Here is a 19,009-nt window from a genome sequence, read left to right on the forward strand (position 1 = left end):
TAATCAACACACTACTCGTAATTCCCACGCGGAGATCAAGAATGAAAAAGACGGCTTTAGTAACGGCGGTGGCGGCAGCAATGGTGTTGGCAGGTTGTTCTACTTATGAAGGTGCAACTCGCTCAAACGAATACACATCAGCAGCAAACCCAGCAGCAGTATACTGCGTGCAGCAAGGTGGTGAACTAGATACAGTGACAGAAAACGGTGAACGCATAACTTACTGCCTATTGTCTGAAAATGAGCGTGTTGAGCAGTGGGAATATTACCGTAAAAACCACAAAGAAGACGCTGAGTCATAATGGTTAACATTTACGCAATCTAAGATTGCACAATCCACAACAAAGGAGCTTCATGCTCCTTTTTATTTTATCTAAACATTCCAGATTTCTGACACTTAGTCCTTTATTTACCAGCCTTACCGCATAGCGACACCATATCGAACGCCGTTTTATTTCTGACATTCCTCTGACATTACTTTCCACTTGGGCAATAAAATTTCTCGCGCACATCACGAAATTTCACGTTTTTTCCACATTTTTATTGGAGCGGGTGGTCAGGATGAAAATAGATACTGTCAAACAAGTCGAATCGGCACAATCCAACCTTGTTGAAGACTCAAAAATTACTGAAGAATCAAAGCGCGTTATCTACAAAGCGATGTTGAGTGCATTGACCATCATCGCGATTAGTATTTTAGTGAACCTGAGTATTCGCGTAGATTACGTTCTACTGGGCTCAAGCTTGGGTGAAACATCCATCACTGAAACGCTACAACTGATCATGTTAGCCGTCGCTTCTTGGTCGTTCTATCGCGTTTCCAAGCAAGAAGCTCACTTATCGCACGCCGCGATCCTTATCTCTGGTTTTTTTGCGGTATTGATGATCCGCGAAATGGATTACTGGTTTGATATGATTCACCATGGCTCTTGGGTATTCCCAGCCTTAGCAGTAACAGCACTCGCATGTGCAAAAGCTTACCAAGGTGGTAAAGGTACCGTGAATCAGATGGCGGTTATACTTCAGTCGCCATACATGAAACTGCTCATTGGCTCTGTTGTTTTATTGGTGGTATTTTCTCGCTTATACGGAATGGGAAGTTTCTGGCAACACGTTATGGGTGAGCACTACGTGCGTGATGTGAAAAACATCTCTGAAGAAGGCATCGAGCTATTGTGCTACAGCCTTATTGCACTAAGCGCAGTTCGTACTCGTCGTGAACTTAAACGCCAGTAAACCTGAGTTTCATTCCGATACACTCGCTTCTGGGTCAAGGCGTTGATTTAACGCCGTGAGTATCGGATGAAATACAGCCAACGCTTGTTGCGCTGCAAAAACTGAATCATCAAAGGTCGTCATTTCGATGGCCTTTTTCATCTCTGCGATTTGGTTTTTAACGTCTTGTGTTAAAGGCAAAGTTTGGAGTTTTTCTATTGCTTTTAAAGCTATCGCTAATGGCTTCGCTTGTACTTGAGCCAAGTCTCGCTTAAATGCCTTGTTTTTCACCCCTTCCAAATAAACACGATAAGTCGTCAGTTCATCAAATAAAAGAAACGCATCTGCCTGAGTGCCTGAGTTTGGATATGGCACACTGATATGCTCAGCGATATCTAGTGAAACAGTGAGCTCTATTCCCATGTCTGCACAACGCGATTTCAATACTCGTAATAAGCCTTGTTCATCCATCAAGGTTTGGATCTCAATAATGCGCTCTAAATGGTAGTCATTGGAAAGCAGTATGACTTCGATAGCTTGTCCCATTGGACATAACCCACTTTTCAGTAGCTCTTTTGCCGCATTTTGCATGTTCTGCACGGTATTCAGGGAACGATTCTCGATGATGACTTGCTGATCAGGAAAGTCTATTCCCCTAACCTTGGCTAGCTGACCAAAATACTGATACATCGCATCCGCTTCAGAGATCATTTGACCATGAGTGACCCCTCCACAAAAAACCAATGCCGTCGACTCAAAATCCCATTGGTTTAAAACGGAAACTAAAGCTTCCATACGTGAGCGCCCTTCAGCACTGAGCTGATCATGCACCAAACGCTTACCTAGAATGATCACTACCTTGTTTAACTTCATTACCGAGATCTCAATTACTCATACTTTCGCGAACAATTTGTATACAAAAATTTGCTTTGCCAATACTCTTTCAGGCATTAACATCTAATTAACAATGTCGTTCTAGAGACCTTGACAAAGGTCCGCAAAGAAAGGAAGTCAATTATGCTGTCGATTTTCGATATTTTTAAGGTCGGTGTCGGTCCTTCTAGCTCCCACACCAATGGTCCTATGCTCGCAGGTTACCATTTCACTCAATTGCTTAGCGACTCTATGGCGAAAGTGCACAAGGTGCAAGTCGACCTTTACGGCTCTTTATCGCTCACCGGTAAAGGGCACCACACGGATCGTGCTACCGTCTTAGGGCTAATGGGTAATAAACCCGACACTATCAAGATGACGAGCGCGAAAAGCGCGCTACAACATACCATTGAACACGGCACGCTCTCTGTCGCAGGTGTTCATGAAATCGTGTTTAGCTATGAGCACGATATCGTCTTCCACAGCGATAACCTTCCTCTTCATGAAAACGGCATGACCATCACGGCTTTTGATGCTGCTGGTGAGCAAGTGGCGTTTGAAACTTACTATTCCATCGGTGGTGGCTTTATTGCCACTGCTGCCGAGCTAGAAAACGGTGGCAATGAGGCAGAAATCCAAGTTGCTTACCCTTTCACCTCTGCTGACGAGATGTTAGAAAAAGCAGAGCAAAACGGCTTTAGCTTAGGGGGGATGATCCTTCAAAACGAATTGGCTTTCCGTGAGCAAGAAGAGATCGATCAAAAAGCAGAACAGATCTGGAAAGTAATGTCGTTGTGTATGCAACGTGGCTTTGACACCGAAGGCATTCTTGAAGGCGGGTTAAACGTCACACGCCGAGCACCTAACCTACTCAAAAAGCTTGAAGCTAACGCAGCAGTAGAAAACGATCCAATGGAGATCATGGATTGGATAAACCTATTTGCTTTCGCAGTAAGTGAAGAAAACGCGGCTGGCGGTCAGGTGGTCACATCGCCGACCAACGGCGCAGCTGGCGTCATCCCCGCGGTACTCATGTACTACCATCGTTTCATCAAAGAGCTCGACAACAAACAACTGAAAGACTTCTTAGCTGTGGCTGGGGCGATTGGTATCTTGTACAAAACCAACGCTTCGATTTCTGGTGCAGAAGTCGGATGCCAGGGAGAAGTCGGCGTTTCTTCTTCTATGGCAGCAGCAGGTTTAACCGCCCTGCGTGGTGGCAGCAACGAGCAAATCTGCATTGCTGCTGAGATTGCTATGGAGCATTCACTTGGCATGACTTGTGATCCAATTGGTGGTTTGGTTCAAGTTCCGTGTATCGAACGAAACGCGATGGGCGCAATGAAAGCCATCAATGCATCACGCATGGCGTTAAAACGCACTAGCAAATGTCTTATTTCATTAGATAAAGTTATCGAAACCATGTACCAGACAGGTAAAGACATGAACAAGAAATATCGTGAGACGTCACTCGGCGGTCTGGCAGTGATTCACATGGCACCACCTTGCGAATAGCATACTTTATTTCAGCGTTTGCTAATTAATATTTTTCATTGTTGGCGGATAAAATTCCGCCAACGTCTTTATTCCTGAATAAAAATCACGCTATCTCCCACCTCACTCTCGACTGCTTATTATTTCAACGTCTTTTCAAAACCTTAAAAATCACTAAAGAATAATAGTCTTATAAAATGTTATTTTTTAGTCATTTATTCACATAATTCCTAGTTGATCTAGAACAATACATTAGCAAGGCAAACGTTTCGCATTAGAAAATTTAGTGCATTAAATTCGTTTTATGCGACAATTGTTTCAATATGTAACATAGCGTTTAAGTAACATTTAACAGAAATAATAACTACCTTTCTCGCAATAGTGAGTATTTAATTATGTGGAATAAACTAAATAAATCTATGATGTTCTGCCAAATGATGTTTGGCTTATCATTCTACGGCGTGTTAGTCAGTCTAACGCGTTTTTTCTTAGAGGATCTGAATTACAACGAAGCTGATACCATGATGATCGTGGGTGCCTTTTCTGCGATTGGTCCCCTATTTGCGATTGCTGGCGGTTTCATCGCTGACAAATTTTTAGGAGCTTACCGTTCTCTATCGATTGCCTTCCTAGCATTCACATCTGGTTACGCGCTGCTTGTTCTTGGTGCTTCGGCTACCAACGTACCACTGTCTATGTGTGGTATCGCACTAGCAAGCTACGGTCGTGGTTTGATGTCACCTTCCTACCCTAGCTTGTACAAACGTACCTTTAAGTCTCAAGAAGACTTTGAGAAAGGCTATCCAATCAACTACTCAGTGAACAACGTAGGCGCCTTCCTAGGTCAATACCTGTTCCCAATGATTGTATTGGTGATTGGCTTTAATGGCGGTTTCACCATCTCTGCAGTAATGGCAGGCGCAGCACTGGTTATGCTACTTGTGTTCCGCAAAGGCTTGGTTGGTGTCGCATCAGATCTAGACAAACAAACCGTTAGCATCAAAAACTGGATCTTCTTTGCTCTTATTTCTGTGGCGATGATTGCGTTGGTATTCTTCATGTTCTCAAACATGGATATCGGTCAAAACATCGTTTACGCCATTGGTGGTGCAGCAATTCTTTACTTTGTTTCTTTGATGTTGAAAGCAAGCAAAGCGGAATCATTGAAGATGGGTACCATCCTTATCGTAACCTTCCTAACCACGTGTTTCTTCGTTTACTACGGTCAAATGATGACTTCAATGAACATGGTGGCGATCAACACACTAAAAGGTTCCCTATTTGGCTTTATTCCACTAGAACCTGAAGCTGCAATGGCGATGAACCCGCTATGGTGTATGGTTGGTGGTCCTATCGTAGCTGGCTTCTTTGGTGTGCTAGAAAAACGCGATATTCACCTATCTACAGCAACTAAAATTGCGTTGGCATTCGTGCTAACAGCGATTGCTTTCGGCATCCTAACCTTCGCTGTAACCACAGTGGGCGAAGACGTAATCATCATGCCTGAGATCTTCCTAGCGATTCACTTCTTCCAAGCAATTGCAGAAGTGATTGTAGGCTCAATGGTCGTTGCATTTATCCTATCGGTTGCACCGAAGCACATTGAAAACTTCTCAGTAAGCTTGTTCTCTGTTGCTATCGCGCTGAGTGGTATTGTTGGTGCTGCATTCTCGACTTCTATCGCTCTAGAAAAAGGGCAAGAAATCACCCAAGAAATCGTACAACACGTCTACGGTGATTACTTCCAATTGCTAACCGTGCTCGCTGTTGTAATGGTTGCTATCGCACTAGGTGCTTCTTTCATCATCCGCAAAATGCTTGAAGCTGCCAAACGCAGTGAAGCTGAATTGGAAATGGTTGAGGCTAACGTACAAAACTAATATTCCTCTTCACCTAAATGTAAAAACGGAAGCCAATTGGCTTCCGTTTTTTTATCGACAGAGATTTGTCGCTTAGCGAGCGTTGGCTATGCAGCAAGCGTAAACATCAAATACGCGTTCAATGCCAGTACAAGAGTGACGATAACCACACCCGAATAAGATACCCATTTGTTGTTTTTGAACTCGCCCATCAAGCGCTCGCTGTTGGTAAAGATAAGCAGTGGAATAATCGCCAGCGCAATACCGAAGCTTAATACCACTTGGCTCATCACCAAAATATCAGTGGTGTTCATACCCAAACCAATCACCACAAATGATGGCGCCATGGTAATGAAGCGGCGCAACCACATTGGAATAGAGAAGCGTACAAAGCCTTGCATCACGACTTGTCCTGCCATGGTTCCCACTACTGTGGAAGATAAACCCGAAGCAATCAGAGACACACCAAATAGCACAGAGGCAGCTTTACCTACGAGTGGGGTCAGCGTCATGTACGCGGTTTCAATTTCTGCTACATGCTGGTTACCAGAGTAATGGAAAACAGCTGCTGCCATCGCCACAATAGCGATATTCACAAAGCCCGCTATTACCATCGCAATCAACACGTCAAAACGAGTAGTACGAAGACGTGTTTTCGTACTTTCACCATAGTTGTTTTTGAACAATGCCGAGTGAAGGTATATCACGTGAGGCATCACAGTTGCGCCTAAAATGCCTGCCGCAAGGTAGATTTGGTGCGAGTTAGTAAATGTTGGGGTTAACAAACCTTTTGCCATTTCACCGCCAGCGGGGTGAGCGAAGAACAATTCCGCAATGTAGATAACCGCAACCAGCATCAGAAGCGAACCAATCACCACCTCTAGCGGCTTTTGACCTTTCTGGTTAAGCGTCAGAATCATCACTGTCGCAACGGCAGTGATCAACGCCCCTTCCATCAAACTGATACCAAAGACAAGCTGAAAGCCGACTGCTGCACCAATAAATTCCGCTAGGTCAGTTGCTATCGCTATGATTTCAGCCTGAATCCAATAGAAACCCACTGCCCATTTATTGGGTAGATGGTCGCGTAAGTGTTCTGCGAGGTTTTTGCCTGTAACAATGCCAAGTTTAGCGGACAAATACTGAATCAACATCGCCATGAGGTTTGCCCAAAGCACAACCCAAAGCAGTTGATAGCCGAATGAAGATCCCGATTCAATATTCGTTGCAAAGTTACCTGGGTCAATGTAACCAATTGCAGCAATAAACGCTGGACCTAACATGAGTAACTTGCGTTTTATTTTGTTAAAGGCTGACGCGTTTTGTGCCGCCGTTGTTTGTATCGCTGTAGCGTGTAAATTATTGGACGTACCATTCATGAGCGTATTCCCCTCTCGTCGATAGAGAAAATCATACGCCAACCTAAATGAGAATCAATATCATTTAGGTGCACAAAAATGGTAATTAAGATTTCAACAATTAATTTTCAATTATCGATAAATAAAAGCTATCAGAATAACTTTAAATCTAGAAGTGTCATAAACAACAATGCCGCGTTAAACGCGGCATTGAAAGTAAGGAGATTTCGACCATTTAGTCGCGGCGACCGCGAAGTTGGATCGGTTGAGTAGAAGCGTCTGTTTGAATCATAACACCACCATAAGCAGCATCATTTCGACCTTTTAGAGTCAGGTTAGAATCTGCGCGTTCCACATCAACTTGGTTAGCTTGGCTTGTTGTCATATCAATGGTACCTGTGTATGACCCATCGCCAGCGAATGCCACATTTACTGAACAAACCATTAAGCCTAGTGCGATTAGTTTTTTCATACGTCACCTCTGTTGTTTGTGGTACATCATTTCGATATAGAAACTTTAGCAACGCCGCCCAAGTAGCACGAGGAAAACCCGAATTTACCAAATGGAAATCCCTGTTAGAAAAAGGCTTTTTTGCCATAAACTTAGAATTGACCATTCCCTGTCTTTCCGCTGTTGAGGCAGCGCTATGATGCCGTAGCAAACGTTGGCTGGAGTAAAAGAATGACAATCAATCTAGATATGCAGAACGTCTTGGTAATAAAGCGCATGTACGATCTGCGCAACGTTCGCTTGGTCGCGGAATCAATGGGAAAAACCTCCGGCGCCATCAGCAAAAACCTCACTAAAATGAAAGCGCAACTGGACGATCCTCTGTTCATTCAAACCAAAAATGGATTTGAACCAACCTCATTTGTGGAAACCAATATGCCTCATTTCGAGCAAATCTTGGCGAGCGCAGATGCAATCAAACCCCAAGAGTTTTCCCCGCCGCTCTATACTGGCGATGTTGCAATCTACGCCAACACACTTTTTTGGGATCGTTTTGGCGATAAACTTTACCTAGAGTTGCTCAAGCAAGCGCCGCATGCCAATTATGCATTTTTAAGGTGGGGGGCTGATGCTCGCAATCGCATCATTGACGGTGAGAACGCCATTGCTATTCATTACTTTGATGAAGATCTACCTCAATCCATCGCACAAAAAGAGTTGGGAAAAGGCAAAGCGGTATTCTTTGTACGCAAAGATCATCCTGCCAAGGACTTCCAATCGTTGGGCGATTATACCTTTGTTTTGTTCAAGACGCCTGGTTGGAACGATCATAAATACCCACTTTTGGATCGCTTAAAAAACATCGGCTTTCATGTTGATCCAAAAGTTGAGATTGAACATCCTGCCATGATTCACAGCATCATCATGAACACCGACCATTTCGGTATTACGATGAGTGGTAACGTTCCTGAATCATGCCGTAGCATCGAACTTCCAAATGGTTTAGAGCTCGGCGTGAGCTTTGTGATGAGCTGCCGACGTTCTCAGCAGCACGACCCACAAAACCAATGGCTGTTTAGTGTGATTCAATCCATCATCAAAAGGCACACCAAGCCAGACTAAAATTTGATTTCTCCCAATACGCCCAAAGTAATCGCTTGGTGGTGTTTGTTGAGGTATTCGATATCTTGTAAATAAGCCGTATGGTGACAATCTTCCATATTGGCTTGAAACTGGGCATCACCATTGGCTGCCATCGTGCGCATGTGATCGACTAACGCCGTTAAGCGCAACGTCATTACCTCCACCAACTCTTCGCGTTCTAATCGGGAGCAGCCATAGGCATCACAAAAGATTTTGGCTCGTCGAATTTGTTCTTCTAACGTGCCCATCTTGTCATCTTCATCAGTCTTAAATGGCGCCCAACCGTATATAGAAAAAGCAATATCCCAAATTCGCGGCGCAGGATGAGCGGTATCGAAATCAAATACGCCGCTCACGACATCCCCATCTAAAGCCACGTTATAAGGCATGAAATCACCGTGACAAATCACTTCTTGCGGCGAGCGAGCTGGCAACATCCAATGATGAACATCTTGATCATGCTGTTTAAGGAAACTCTCCGACGCATCATGATAACAACGGAGCAGGTTTGCGGCAGATTTCAACGCAGTGAGCGAAGCAATCGGTCCTTCTAACGGGTAGTTATAGCTGTCACCCTCAACAAAGGTCAGCAACTCTTTCCCGCCCTCAATCGACACTGCTTTTGGACATGCAGTAAAACCATGTTGATGAAGATGTTGGAGTAATTGATGGACGGTCATCGTCCAGTGGCTAGCTGGTCTACTGACCAAATTACCTTTACGATAAATGGCATTATCCCTGCCCCCTTCTAACGCTTCCATTACTGCTCCTTGATAACCAGAGCGCATGCTCTGTGAGTGATGACGACATGAAACGTACTCTGTCATCTTAGCACCCGAACTTTGGTCATGACGGTTGATAATGTTTCAGATTGTTAGCTCTATCTCAGTTCGTGCTCATCTTGTCATTTTGCCCCCCGATAGCCCGAAAATCGCTTGGACATCTGGTTACGCTTGTAAGCTTTTTACTAGCCATTGAGTAAAGGCTTTGACATGCGGCTTCTCGCCACAACGAACGATCATATGATGTGCGCCTCGGCTTGGCATTGACCAATGACCTACTTGGACCAAAGTACCTTGTTGAAGATGATCTTCTACTAACAAGTCGCGCACTAATAAGACACCTAGCTGATTCACCGCAGCCTCAATAGCCAACAAAGAATGTTCAAATTCTCCCGCTAACTTTACGCTCCCTCCTTCGTGCCCTTGGTACGCAAACCAACCTTGCCATGTTTCCTGATAACCACCAGTCGCAAGTTTCGGCAAACGGACAAGATCAACCAGTTCAGAAACGGGATTTAGTAAAAGAAACCCCGGACTTGCCACCAAAATCCAGTTCTCTTGCGTGAGTTGCGTTGCGTGTTGCGAAGACCAATCACCATAACCATTAATGATTTCCACATCCGCGATGTCGCTATTACTCGGCACTGCATTTGCGGTAGTAGAAACTTTAAAACTCACTTCAGGATACTGGCGATGAAAATCAGCGAGTCGAGGTATCAACCATTGGGAGCAAAAGCTGTGCGCCACGTGTAACGTTAACTGGGTCTGTTTTTGGCGAGAGAAAAGGTGTTGAGTTGCGGCGAACAAACTCTGGAATACATTGCTAACCACGGGCAAGTAATCGTGTGCTGCTTGGGTCAAAATGAGTTGTGCGCCATTGCGTTCAAACAAAGTGGCATCTAGATACATTTCCAGAGATTTCACTTGTTGACTAACCGCTGCGCGGGTGACATTGAGCTCTTCAGCAGCTTTAGTAAAGCTGCGCAATCTTGCCGTCGCTTCAAATGCTTTTAAAGAATTGAGTGGGGGTAAGTTCTGCATCTGTAGCTCCAAACAAAAGAACACGAAAAGTGTAAGTCAGAGCTGTGACATTTCGATGAAAACAAAAAAGCCAGCGACAAACGCTGGCTTTTAGAATCATTAAGCTAATGGTGGATTATTTAGCTTCTTCAGTTGTTTGGTATTGGAACGCAGGAACAACAACTTCTACACGACGGTTTTGTTCACGACCTTCACGAGTTTCGTTGCTCGCTACTGGGTTAGCTTCGCCCATGCCTTTAACAGTCATACGGTCTGCAGCAATACCTTCAGCTTGGAAGTGATCAGCAACTGCTTGTGCACGCTTCTCTGTTAGCTGTTGGTTGTAAGCTTCAGAACCTGTTGTATCACTGTAGCCGTTGATTTCAACTTGAGCTTGTGGGTAAGTGTTCATTAGCTCAACAGTACCGTTGAACGCAGAAGCGTCTTGTAGTTCAGCACTTTCTAGACCAAATTGTACTGTTGCAGTTTGAGCTGGGTATTCGTGCTCAACGATGCGAGTTACAGGACGAGTTTCAACCACTTCTTCTTGAACTACTGGCTCAGAACCAAACTTGTAGTTGAAGCCGATACCAAAGAAGTCAGAATCCATGTCGTCGATGATGTCATCAGACATGTCTTGGTAACGTTGGTACTCAGCGCGTAGGCTCCAGTTGTAGTTGATTTGGTATTCAGCACCTAGAGAGCCCGTTGGTACGAAATCTTTCTCATCGCCAGCCATCATGTAAGCAGCACCTACTTTAGCAAATAGGTTCCATGAGTCTGTTAGAGGTAGGTTGAACTTAGGAGCTAGAGTCAGTGCCCATAGGTCGCCATCAACAGTGTTTTTGCCAGCTTTGTTGAAGTTAGCAGTAAAGTTACCTAGGTAGTCAACGCCGTATTCAGCTGCAACGTATTCGTTAAAGTTGTAGCCAAGGTGCATACCTGCTGCAAAGCTATCGTCATCACATGGTGCGTCTAAGTGACATGCGTCGTTTAGTGCGTTGTAACCAAGTTTGCCACCGATGTATGTATCAGCAAGAGCAACATTTGACATTACGCCACCAGCAAGAACGGTAGCCACTGCAAGAGCAATCTTTTTCATTATTTTTTTCCTTTATGCGAAGGCGACCCGATTACTTTCCCCAGCATACGCTGTCATCAAGAAAGTCAGAACCTGCACTGTTTTTAGTGATTAAAACTACGCCAACAATCTCTATTAACGCATCATCGCATGACGCTCTAATTGGGATATTTCCATTAGGAGCGCTGGTTGGAATTTTGATACACCTATCTGCCACGTCTTGTCCCAAGCGTTTAAACCTGAACGATTGGAGTGATAGATAACGATGAGCAAACCTCTGTAGGTACAAGATTCCGCGATAAAAATTATCCGGCTTCCATCTTGTAATTACATAGCAACTTAAAACTAATTTAACTGGCTGTGCCTACTTTCAACCTCACACTCAAGGCTGTTACCCCTATGAGATGTTATGATTTTTGTGACGAGAATCTCGAAATGGACTTTAACAGAATAAGTATCGCTAAATTAAATTAGATTTTTTATCGACACGATAAATCCAACTTATCGAGACTCACATAAGCATCAGAAATTGCAGATTTTTTGTCTTAACTGCGGAGAAAGTAGCTCATTAATAGAGAACGCGGAGAGAATAATGGCAGGAAAGACAGCCCGCAAAGTACGGGCTGTGAACGAATTGCGTTAAATTTTGTCAGATACGGCTAGCGTCGCTGCTAAAATATCTTGCCCAAACAACACACTACGCTCTGGAGACCAACCGTAAAGTGGGTCGGGGTGGTTGTTGTTGTCTTTGAATGGCATTTCAATAGTGTAAGACAGACATTTAAATTGCTCTGCTACCCAGTTAGAGCCAACGGTTAGGTTCGCTTTACCTGGTTCATCTTTGTCGTAACCAATCTCGTCTTGGAACTCTGGTGTAATCGTCAGAAGTGCTTGTTTAAACGCGTTTTCCAACTCAGCCATGCCTTCGTCATAAGAAGGAATGCCTTCAGATCCCGCTACAAAATTGTAAGGGATAGCTTCATCACCATGAATATCTAGGAACATATCCACGCCAGTTTCTAGCATACGTTCACGAACCAAGAAGACTTCTGGGCTCTTTTCCATTGATGGCGTTTGCCACTCTCGGTTGAGGTTCACACCCACTGCGTTAGTACGCAAGTGACCACGAACACCGCCGTCTGGGTTCATGTTTGGTACAACGTAAAGTACTGCTTTTTCTAGCAATGCACGCGCAACCGTGTCGTTTTCATCCAGTAGACGTTGAATCATGCCTTCCATGAACCATTCTGCCATCGTCTCGCCTGGATGCTGACGTGCAATCATCCAGATTTTCTTTTTACCTTCTTCTGGCTCACCGAAAGTAAGCAAGCTCATGTCATTGCCATCTAGCGTGTGACCCAAAGTTTCCAACTGGCAGTGGTGTGCACTTTGTGCCATGTGTAATAGGTCTAGATGACGATCGTACGTGTATGGTGCAAAGTACGCGAAGTAGATTGAGCTGCGCTCAGGGATAACAGTGAAAGTCAGCGTATCACCATCGAACTCTGCTGGCACGCGGAACCACTCTTCACGATCGTAAGACGCAACAACGTCGTAGCCTTGCCAACCTTCTGGGTAAGCCGACTTCGCAAGATCAAGTAGTTTGATGGTGTGCGATTGCTCGGCTTCGGTCTCAAGACGGAAGTGGAACCACTGGTAGAATTCCGACATGTTGTCGTTAGGGATTTTAAGTTGGATGTCGTTTTTGTCGTCTGCTTTCACTACGTGAATGCTGCCGCTGTCGAAGTTGCTGAATACTTTCATTCTATTACTCACCTTTTGCATCTGAGCTTGAAAGACTGAGGCTAACACAAAGGGAAGAGGTGCCTCTAACGATTTCACTTCTTCCCTATCCGTTTGCGATCAAAATATTCAGTTTAGTCGAGCTTATCCGCTTTGCCTGCTGGTCCCGCAAGTTTTGCTAGCCACTTATCCCAGATAAATGGTGTTTGCTCATTATCTTCTGCTTCCTCTTTTCGGCGTACGGCATTACGCACCATCATTGCCCCTGTCCAACGAAAAGGCTCTGGTGGGAATTGTCCTAATGGTCCTCTGGCTAAACCGCTTCGCGTCCAGTCATTATCTAGCCCCAATACGAATGAAGATAAGATCTTTCCGCCCATTCGAGTCTGAGCCACACCGTTACCCGAATAGCCAAAGCCGTAAAAGACATTGTTCTGTTTATCTAGCTCGCCAAAGAATGGGAAACCGGTAGCAGAGCGATCCGAACCACCCGTCCATGAATAAGCGAATTCTGTTCCTTTTAAACGCGGAAACAGCTTATCGAACGACTTACGCAGCAGATTTTGATAGCGCGTTGGTTTATTAAACATCACGTCGACGCGGTTATTGTAAGAGAATTGATTGCCGCCCTTACCCAACATCAAACGACCATCTGGCGTATCTCGATAATAATGGACGAAGATACGTGAATCCAACACGCTAGAGCCCGTTTGCCATCCTGATTGAGGCAAAGCGTCACCCAGAGGTTTTGTAATCACCATATCTGAAGAGACAACAACGATGCTGTTGTTAAATTGCTTAAAGTGTTCCACCATCCAAGCATTTAATGCCAACACTACTTGCTTCGCTTTGATGCTCGCATTAGGCGTACTAACGGTTGCAGGTTGACCATAATCTAAACGCGTCATTGGCGTATTTTCATAAACCTCAACACCCAGTTCGATAGCAACACGACGTAGCCCTCTAGCCAACAAAGCCGGCTGGACGCTTGCGGCAATAGGAGAGTGAAAACCGTCCACATGCCTTGGCGAGCCAGCATTCTCTCGCAGCTCTTCAGTCTGACAATGTCGCCAACTATTCACGTTTAGCCGCTTAAGTTCATCCACGACCGGCTGCATACTTCCGGTTTGCGCATGGTTTGTCGCCGTGTAGTAAACGCCTTTCAAGGATAATTGTGCATCGACATTATGCTGCTGACAAAACGCCTCAATTTCCAAGACTGCTTGCTCCGATTCTTTTACTAACCATGCCGCTTGTTGTTCACCAAACAAGCGCTTCAATGTTGGAAACTTTGTTGACCAAGTCAGCATACAACCACCATTTGCGCCCGATGCCCCGCTGCCACACAAGCCTTTTTCAATCACAACGACTTGTTTTTCCGGCGATTGCTGCTTAATCATGATCGCAGTCCAAAGACCTGTATAACCACCGCCGACAATCGCCACATCCGTCGCTATATCTTGTTGGAATGACAATGACGGCGTTGGCTGTTCCATTTCCAGAGCTTGCTTGAACCAGTAAGAGAGATGAGTCATTCCGTATCCTTTGTAAAGTGGCACACAATCTTGCTTTAGTACCACTTTACAAACGAACATGAGAATCAACGAGCGAGAAAACCTGACGCTGAGCGTTAGAAAATATTGCCTATTAATAATAAATATAAATTAAGCAATAAAAAAAGGGGAGCAAAGCCCCCCAACATTCCTATAAATAACACACAGCAAGGATAAAGCAGAAATTAATAAATATTAGCTAGCGAGAATATAAATTAACGGTTACCTAACTCTCTCAAACGATATTCGTATTTCACGTTTAAAATTGGTTGGTAGGCAATTTGTCCGTTATCTTGTAGAAACTCATCCACCGTAACTTTACTATCGGTGATTGAGAAAGAATTTTTGTCTACTTTTGCAAAAGAGCCATACAGTTCTTTGCTTAGTTGTAGAGATGTTTTACCTTGATATTCTTTAATCATTTCAAAGCCCATCTCGTAAGCAGCTTGCTTGCTGTCGACGACATTACCTTGAATCGATTTGCTGTTATTTGTCCATTGATACCCACCAGCGAATGCAGCAATTGGCGAAGCGGTTAGTGCAATGAGACCAACAAGAGTGATTAAACGTTTCATAATATGCTCCTTACTTACCTTTTAAATATCGAGTTCCAAGTGCTCGATGAATGTAGCGTACGTATAGAGACCTATAGCGAATAAAATTAATTTCAAAAAAGATTAAAATTAATTCATTTTATTTATCGGCTTTCTTTAAACGTCTTTGACTCTAAAAAAATAAACACTAGAAAAATCCATAGATTACGTTTTATACCTAACTCACTTCGAGATACTTGCTTCCGCAAAAATGGTTTGATTCGCACTCAAAACAACGATGTGTATCGCTTGTTTGTCTTCAAAGCTCATTCAGTCCCCCTAGATAGTGACAATGACTATTGGTTACTAAAGAAACGAACCCACTTATTAGCTCACTCAACGGGTTTGTCTGAGCACAACAACACGCTCTGACAATTTCATACTAAACCATACAAACCTCGCTTCTTTTTTCTCTTAAAATCTTCGCCAAAAGAACACCGTTCAAAACCAGCTCCCGTCAATGCTTGAGCGAAATAAGACCACTCTCTTTTATCGCCCTATTTTCGCGTTTTATATCAAGCGCTCACGCCTCTTTGACAGAGCCGAACAACTGGAAATGAGTTTGGAGTGAAATGACCATGAATAAATCCATCCTTGATCACAGCAGAACCATTTATTCTGATGAGTACGCTGACATTTATCGTCCAATTTGGACCTACCGCGTAAAATTCATCGCACGCGCTTTATTCTACAGAAAGTCGTTTAAGTACCTCGCGGACAACATTGAAGCATCACTGCTCGAACTGCTTTGCACTCGTACACACCGATTCTTAGAGAAGCCATTTCGTCCTTACATTATTAAGAATGGACCTGCTTTCGACCGTTCTGCGCTTGTTGTCGATCACTACAACTCGGTAGCAGACCTGATCTCGCCTGAACTGATTCAAGAGATCTACACCGATGCGGAAGGTCTAACTCTGACTTCATTTGAAATTGACGACATCTTGTATTCGGTCCGCTTGGTTTACGAAGCGCGTTACCAAAAAGAAGGTGATATGAGCTTGGTGCTGCATAGCCAAGAAGATGGCAACTTCTATACCCTTTCTTTCAGCTTGGGTCATGAGAATGGCGAGCGATGCATCATGATTGGTGGTTTACAAGGACCACGCAGCTGTGAAGAAAACAACGCAAAAATCAAAAAGCTGACGCGTAAGCTATACGGTCAACGTCCGAAAAGCTTGATGGTTGGATTGCTGGCTATCGTTGCGCAGGTTTGGGGCATAGAAACACTGTTGGCAGTAAAAACTCAATCGCACACTTACGCAGCTAAGCGTTACAGCAAAGGAAGAATCAAAACCGATTACGATGCGCTGTGGCTAGAACTTGGTGGCACAGAATACGACCGTAACTTCTACTCTATCGACGTAAATGCACCTCGTCGTGATATTGAAGGTATGTCTCGTTCAAAACGTTCTATGTACCGTCGTCGTTACGAATGGCTAGACAACACCAAAGTCACTTTCGAACAAGTCCTAAGAAACTAAAAGGCTAAAAGCTAAGGGGAAACGTTTATGCGCTATTCATTCGTTACTGCTTTGGTGTTGTCGACACTTTCTTTGTCTGCTAACGCAACCACCAGCGAGCACATCATAGGTACAAACATTGGCTATGGCGGTGTGAACTACGACGCACCGACGAGCGAAGAATCAGGCGACATGTTCTTAGGTGAGATTTATTACCGCTACATGCCAACGCATAACTTTGGTATCGAAGCGGGTTATAAAGGCGCGTTTGACGGTATTGGTTCGATACTCGTGAGTCCGATTTCAGAAGTCACCGATACGAGCTTCTCCGGACCTCGCTTAAGTGGCTATGCTAGCTATCCACTGGGTTCAGGCTTCGAGCTTTACGGCAAGGCAGGTGTCACTCTCTACACTCTCGAATACACCTATAAAGTAAACGGTCAGAGCAAAAACATCGAACACTCAAGTGTTGGTGGTGAAGCGGCTGGCGGTATTGGCTGGAGCTATAAACACTTTGGTTTGAATGCAGAATATGTGTATTCAAAAAACAGCGATTTTGACTCTAGCGGCGTGATGTTTGGTGCGCAATTGCGTTTCTAAACAAGGCTTACAGGTTAATACAAAAGGCAGCGAGAGGCTCATTCGCTGCCTTTTCTTTTTTGTATTAACGGGCGCATATCCCGCTCATTAGTTAATGCGTTAATGCGTTAATGCCAAAATAATCCCCACCAGAATCGAACTAACCCCAATACCCCGAGTGAGATACCATTTCTCAGACAGAAACCAAATCCCCATAAACAATCCAAACACGATGCTGATTTGCCTTAGTGCCACCACCAAACTTACGTTGTCTGTCATGGTCATCGCAAACAACACCAAGCCGTAGGTGGATGCCATCATTACCCCTGCCATACTGGCTGTTTTGCGGATCTGCCACGCTGTCTTAATCTCATCTAGCTTACCCGTAACTAAGCACCAAACAAGAGCAGGAATACCTATCGCCCAAAACTGCACACCCAAGTAGAAAATTGCACTGTACTGATCATTCAAGATCTCTGATGCTTGTCCGGTGAGTAAACTCAGCGCTTCTTTATCGACCACCGAGTAACCCGTTGTGCCTATTGCGGCAATCAATGCCCAGAACACACCAACGTTCAAATAAGAACCCAATGTCATCTGACGAAAGTTCGTCAGTGGTACCAGCATACAACCAAGAGTAATTAGTAAGAATCCAAGCCACTGCTGACTAGATAATTCATGTCCCAATGCAACACTGATTGCGCCGACCATCATCACTGGCAGTGCCCGAGCAATCGGATAAACCACCCCCACATCAGCGTGCTTATAAGCGACAATCAAACCAACCAGATAAACCATTTGTGAAATGCCGCTGATGAACAGCAATCCCCAAAACTCACTCGGTAATGATGTCCAGCCAATGGTTGCCAAATACCAAATCAAATAAGGGGTAAGAATGAAACATGCAGAAAAGCTGGCGGCCATGGTAAACGCGAGTCCAGACCCAGAGTTGCTTTTGCCAAGGATATTCCAGCCTGCATGAAGAACAGCAGAGAAAACGACGAGACCAATCGCCAACAAATCCATTTCAATGTTCCTGTCTGAATAAAAGAAAGGCCCCGAGATGGAGCCTTAGATAATGAGAAACTCCACTTAACGATTGAGTTCCGCCAGAGATTCAATGCTGATGGCATCGTGTCGCCAATACTCGATATCGCAATCAATCAACTCACCGTGCTGGTTGTAGTTGATGCGCTCCACCACCATCGCTGGTGTGCCGGCTGTCGCGCGCAGTGCCTGAGCCATTTCACCCAACAAAGTGCTGGTTGAAATGCGGTAGCGAATCTTTTGATACGTCACGCCATAATGATCGCGGTAAATGTCCGTCAGTGAATTTGATAAATCGTAATCCAGCAGGTTCGGAAACAGCTCTGGACGAATGTAGTTTGTTACGAATACCACAGGTCTGTCTTCAAGGTATCGCACACGGTCGACTCGATACACATCCGAGAAAGGTTGCAAGTCCAGCAAGCGCGCCGCTTGTTTGTTTGCCAACGTCCCTTTTGCTGCGACCAACTCCGTTTTTGGCACACGATTTTGCGCTTTCGCCATGTTCGGGAAGTTCAGAGTTTGGGTTGGGTCGTAACGCAATGGCTCGGGTGAGATAAACCAACCTCGGCGATCTTCGCGATAGATTCGACCTTCTGCTTCCAGCAGTGATAAAGCTTCACGCAGAGTGACGCGTGTAGTATCGAACGACTCCGCCAACTTACGCTCTGCTGGCAGTTTTTGACGCGGCGATAGCATGCCCGCTTCAATCTGTTCAACAATCGAATCTTTAATTTTTACGTATTGCACGAAGT

At 44.6% G+C, this 19,009-nt stretch carries 18 protein-coding genes; 7 read left to right on the forward strand and 11 right to left on the reverse strand.

Annotated elements, in window-relative coordinates; genetic code table 11:
* Positions 1-41 precede the first annotated feature (41 nt).
* On the forward strand, positions 42-302 hold the full coding sequence (locus MHO32_RS09200) for a putative hemolysin (protein WP_239211337.1): 261 nt from the start codon (positions 42-44) through the stop codon (positions 300-302).
* Between the two features lie 259 nt (positions 303-561).
* Entirely contained in the window at positions 562-1,236 is a 675-nt protein-coding gene (locus MHO32_RS09205) for a hypothetical protein (protein WP_009696910.1), read from the forward strand.
* 9 nt (positions 1,237-1,245) lie between these two features.
* On the opposite strand, the gene MHO32_RS09210 is transcribed toward MHO32_RS09205, so the two are convergent.
* Complete coding sequence (locus tag MHO32_RS09210; RefSeq protein ID WP_239211342.1) at positions 1,246-2,088, reverse strand: YdcF family protein; 843 nt, start codon at positions 2,086-2,088, stop codon at positions 1,246-1,248.
* Between the two features lie 144 nt (positions 2,089-2,232).
* Here MHO32_RS09210 and MHO32_RS09215 point away from each other — a divergent pair, with 144 nt between their 5' ends.
* Together MHO32_RS09215 and MHO32_RS09220 are read left to right on the forward strand one after the other, a co-directional pair.
* Positions 2,233-3,603 (forward strand): L-serine ammonia-lyase, encoded by a 1,371-nt coding sequence (locus MHO32_RS09215; RefSeq protein ID WP_017817330.1) that lies wholly within the window; start codon positions 2,233-2,235, stop codon positions 3,601-3,603.
* A gap of 374 nt (positions 3,604-3,977) precedes the next feature.
* The gene (locus MHO32_RS09220; RefSeq protein ID WP_239211344.1) at positions 3,978-5,462 is read left to right on the forward strand and encodes a peptide MFS transporter; all 1,485 of its coding nucleotides are present in this window, start codon (positions 3,978-3,980) and stop codon (positions 5,460-5,462) included.
* 86 nt (positions 5,463-5,548) lie between these two features.
* Here the strand turns inward: MHO32_RS09220 and MHO32_RS09225 are convergent, their stop codons facing one another.
* Positions 5,549-6,820: an Nramp family divalent metal transporter gene (locus MHO32_RS09225; RefSeq protein ID WP_005445392.1), complete on the reverse strand. Its 1,272-nt coding sequence runs from the start codon at positions 6,818-6,820 to the stop codon at positions 5,549-5,551.
* A gap of 214 nt (positions 6,821-7,034) precedes the next feature.
* Complete coding sequence (locus MHO32_RS09230; protein ID WP_005445393.1) at positions 7,035-7,271, reverse strand: hypothetical protein; 237 nt, start codon at positions 7,269-7,271, stop codon at positions 7,035-7,037.
* A 210-nt stretch (positions 7,272-7,481) separates the two neighbouring features.
* Here MHO32_RS09230 and MHO32_RS09235 point away from each other — a divergent pair, with 210 nt between their 5' ends.
* The gene (locus MHO32_RS09235; protein ID WP_239211346.1) at positions 7,482-8,372 is read left to right on the forward strand and encodes a LysR family transcriptional regulator; all 891 of its coding nucleotides are present in this window, start codon (positions 7,482-7,484) and stop codon (positions 8,370-8,372) included.
* Here MHO32_RS09235 and MHO32_RS09240 read toward each other — a convergent pair.
* The 6 genes from MHO32_RS09240 to MHO32_RS09265 form a co-directional block, all read right to left on the reverse strand.
* Positions 8,369-9,154, reverse strand: coding sequence for a phosphotransferase enzyme family protein (locus MHO32_RS09240; RefSeq protein ID WP_045487021.1), 786 nt, complete (start codon positions 9,152-9,154; stop codon positions 8,369-8,371). The two genes, MHO32_RS09235 and MHO32_RS09240, sit on opposite strands and share 4 nt — an antisense overlap.
* Before the next feature lie 186 nt (positions 9,155-9,340).
* A complete protein-coding gene (locus MHO32_RS09245; RefSeq protein WP_239211349.1) occupies positions 9,341-10,216 on the reverse strand; it encodes a LysR substrate-binding domain-containing protein in 876 nt (291 codons plus the stop codon).
* A 115-nt stretch (positions 10,217-10,331) separates the two neighbouring features.
* A complete protein-coding gene (locus MHO32_RS09250; protein WP_005445398.1) occupies positions 10,332-11,297 on the reverse strand; it encodes an OmpA family protein in 966 nt (321 codons plus the stop codon).
* Between the two features lie 618 nt (positions 11,298-11,915).
* Entirely contained in the window at positions 11,916-13,040 is a 1,125-nt protein-coding gene (locus tag MHO32_RS09255; RefSeq protein ID WP_005445399.1) for a M14 family metallopeptidase, read from the reverse strand.
* A 113-nt stretch (positions 13,041-13,153) separates the two neighbouring features.
* Positions 13,154-14,554 (reverse strand): FAD-dependent oxidoreductase, encoded by a 1,401-nt coding sequence (locus MHO32_RS09260; RefSeq protein ID WP_239211353.1) that lies wholly within the window; start codon positions 14,552-14,554, stop codon positions 13,154-13,156.
* A gap of 233 nt (positions 14,555-14,787) precedes the next feature.
* Entirely contained in the window at positions 14,788-15,147 is a 360-nt protein-coding gene (locus MHO32_RS09265) for a DUF3316 domain-containing protein (protein WP_009696903.1), read from the reverse strand.
* Positions 15,148-15,737: 590 nt separating this feature from the next.
* On the opposite strand from MHO32_RS09265, the gene MHO32_RS09270 reads away from it, so the two are divergent.
* Positions 15,738-16,649, forward strand: a complete 912-nt coding sequence (locus MHO32_RS09270; RefSeq protein ID WP_017188571.1) for a VirK/YbjX family protein — start codon at positions 15,738-15,740, stop codon at positions 16,647-16,649.
* 27 nt (positions 16,650-16,676) lie between these two features.
* A complete protein-coding gene (locus MHO32_RS09275; RefSeq protein ID WP_005445404.1) occupies positions 16,677-17,228 on the forward strand; it encodes an outer membrane beta-barrel protein in 552 nt (183 codons plus the stop codon).
* 99 nt (positions 17,229-17,327) lie between these two features.
* Here MHO32_RS09275 and MHO32_RS09280 read toward each other — a convergent pair whose 3' ends face one another.
* Together MHO32_RS09280 and phnR are read right to left on the reverse strand one after the other, a co-directional pair.
* On the reverse strand, positions 17,328-18,233 hold the full coding sequence (locus MHO32_RS09280; RefSeq protein ID WP_239211356.1) for an EamA family transporter: 906 nt from the start codon (positions 18,231-18,233) through the stop codon (positions 17,328-17,330).
* A gap of 66 nt (positions 18,234-18,299) precedes the next feature.
* Positions 18,300-19,004 carry a phosphonate utilization transcriptional regulator PhnR gene (phnR, locus tag MHO32_RS09285; RefSeq protein ID WP_005442366.1) on the reverse strand — a complete coding sequence of 235 codons (705 nt, stop codon included), beginning with the start codon at positions 19,002-19,004 and terminating at the stop codon, positions 18,300-18,302.
* Positions 19,005-19,009 lie beyond the last annotated feature (5 nt).

It is taken from the genome of Vibrio sp. MMH1-50, assembly GCF_022347645.1.
Classification (GTDB): Bacteria; Pseudomonadota; Gammaproteobacteria; order Enterobacterales; family Vibrionaceae; genus Vibrio; species Vibrio harveyi.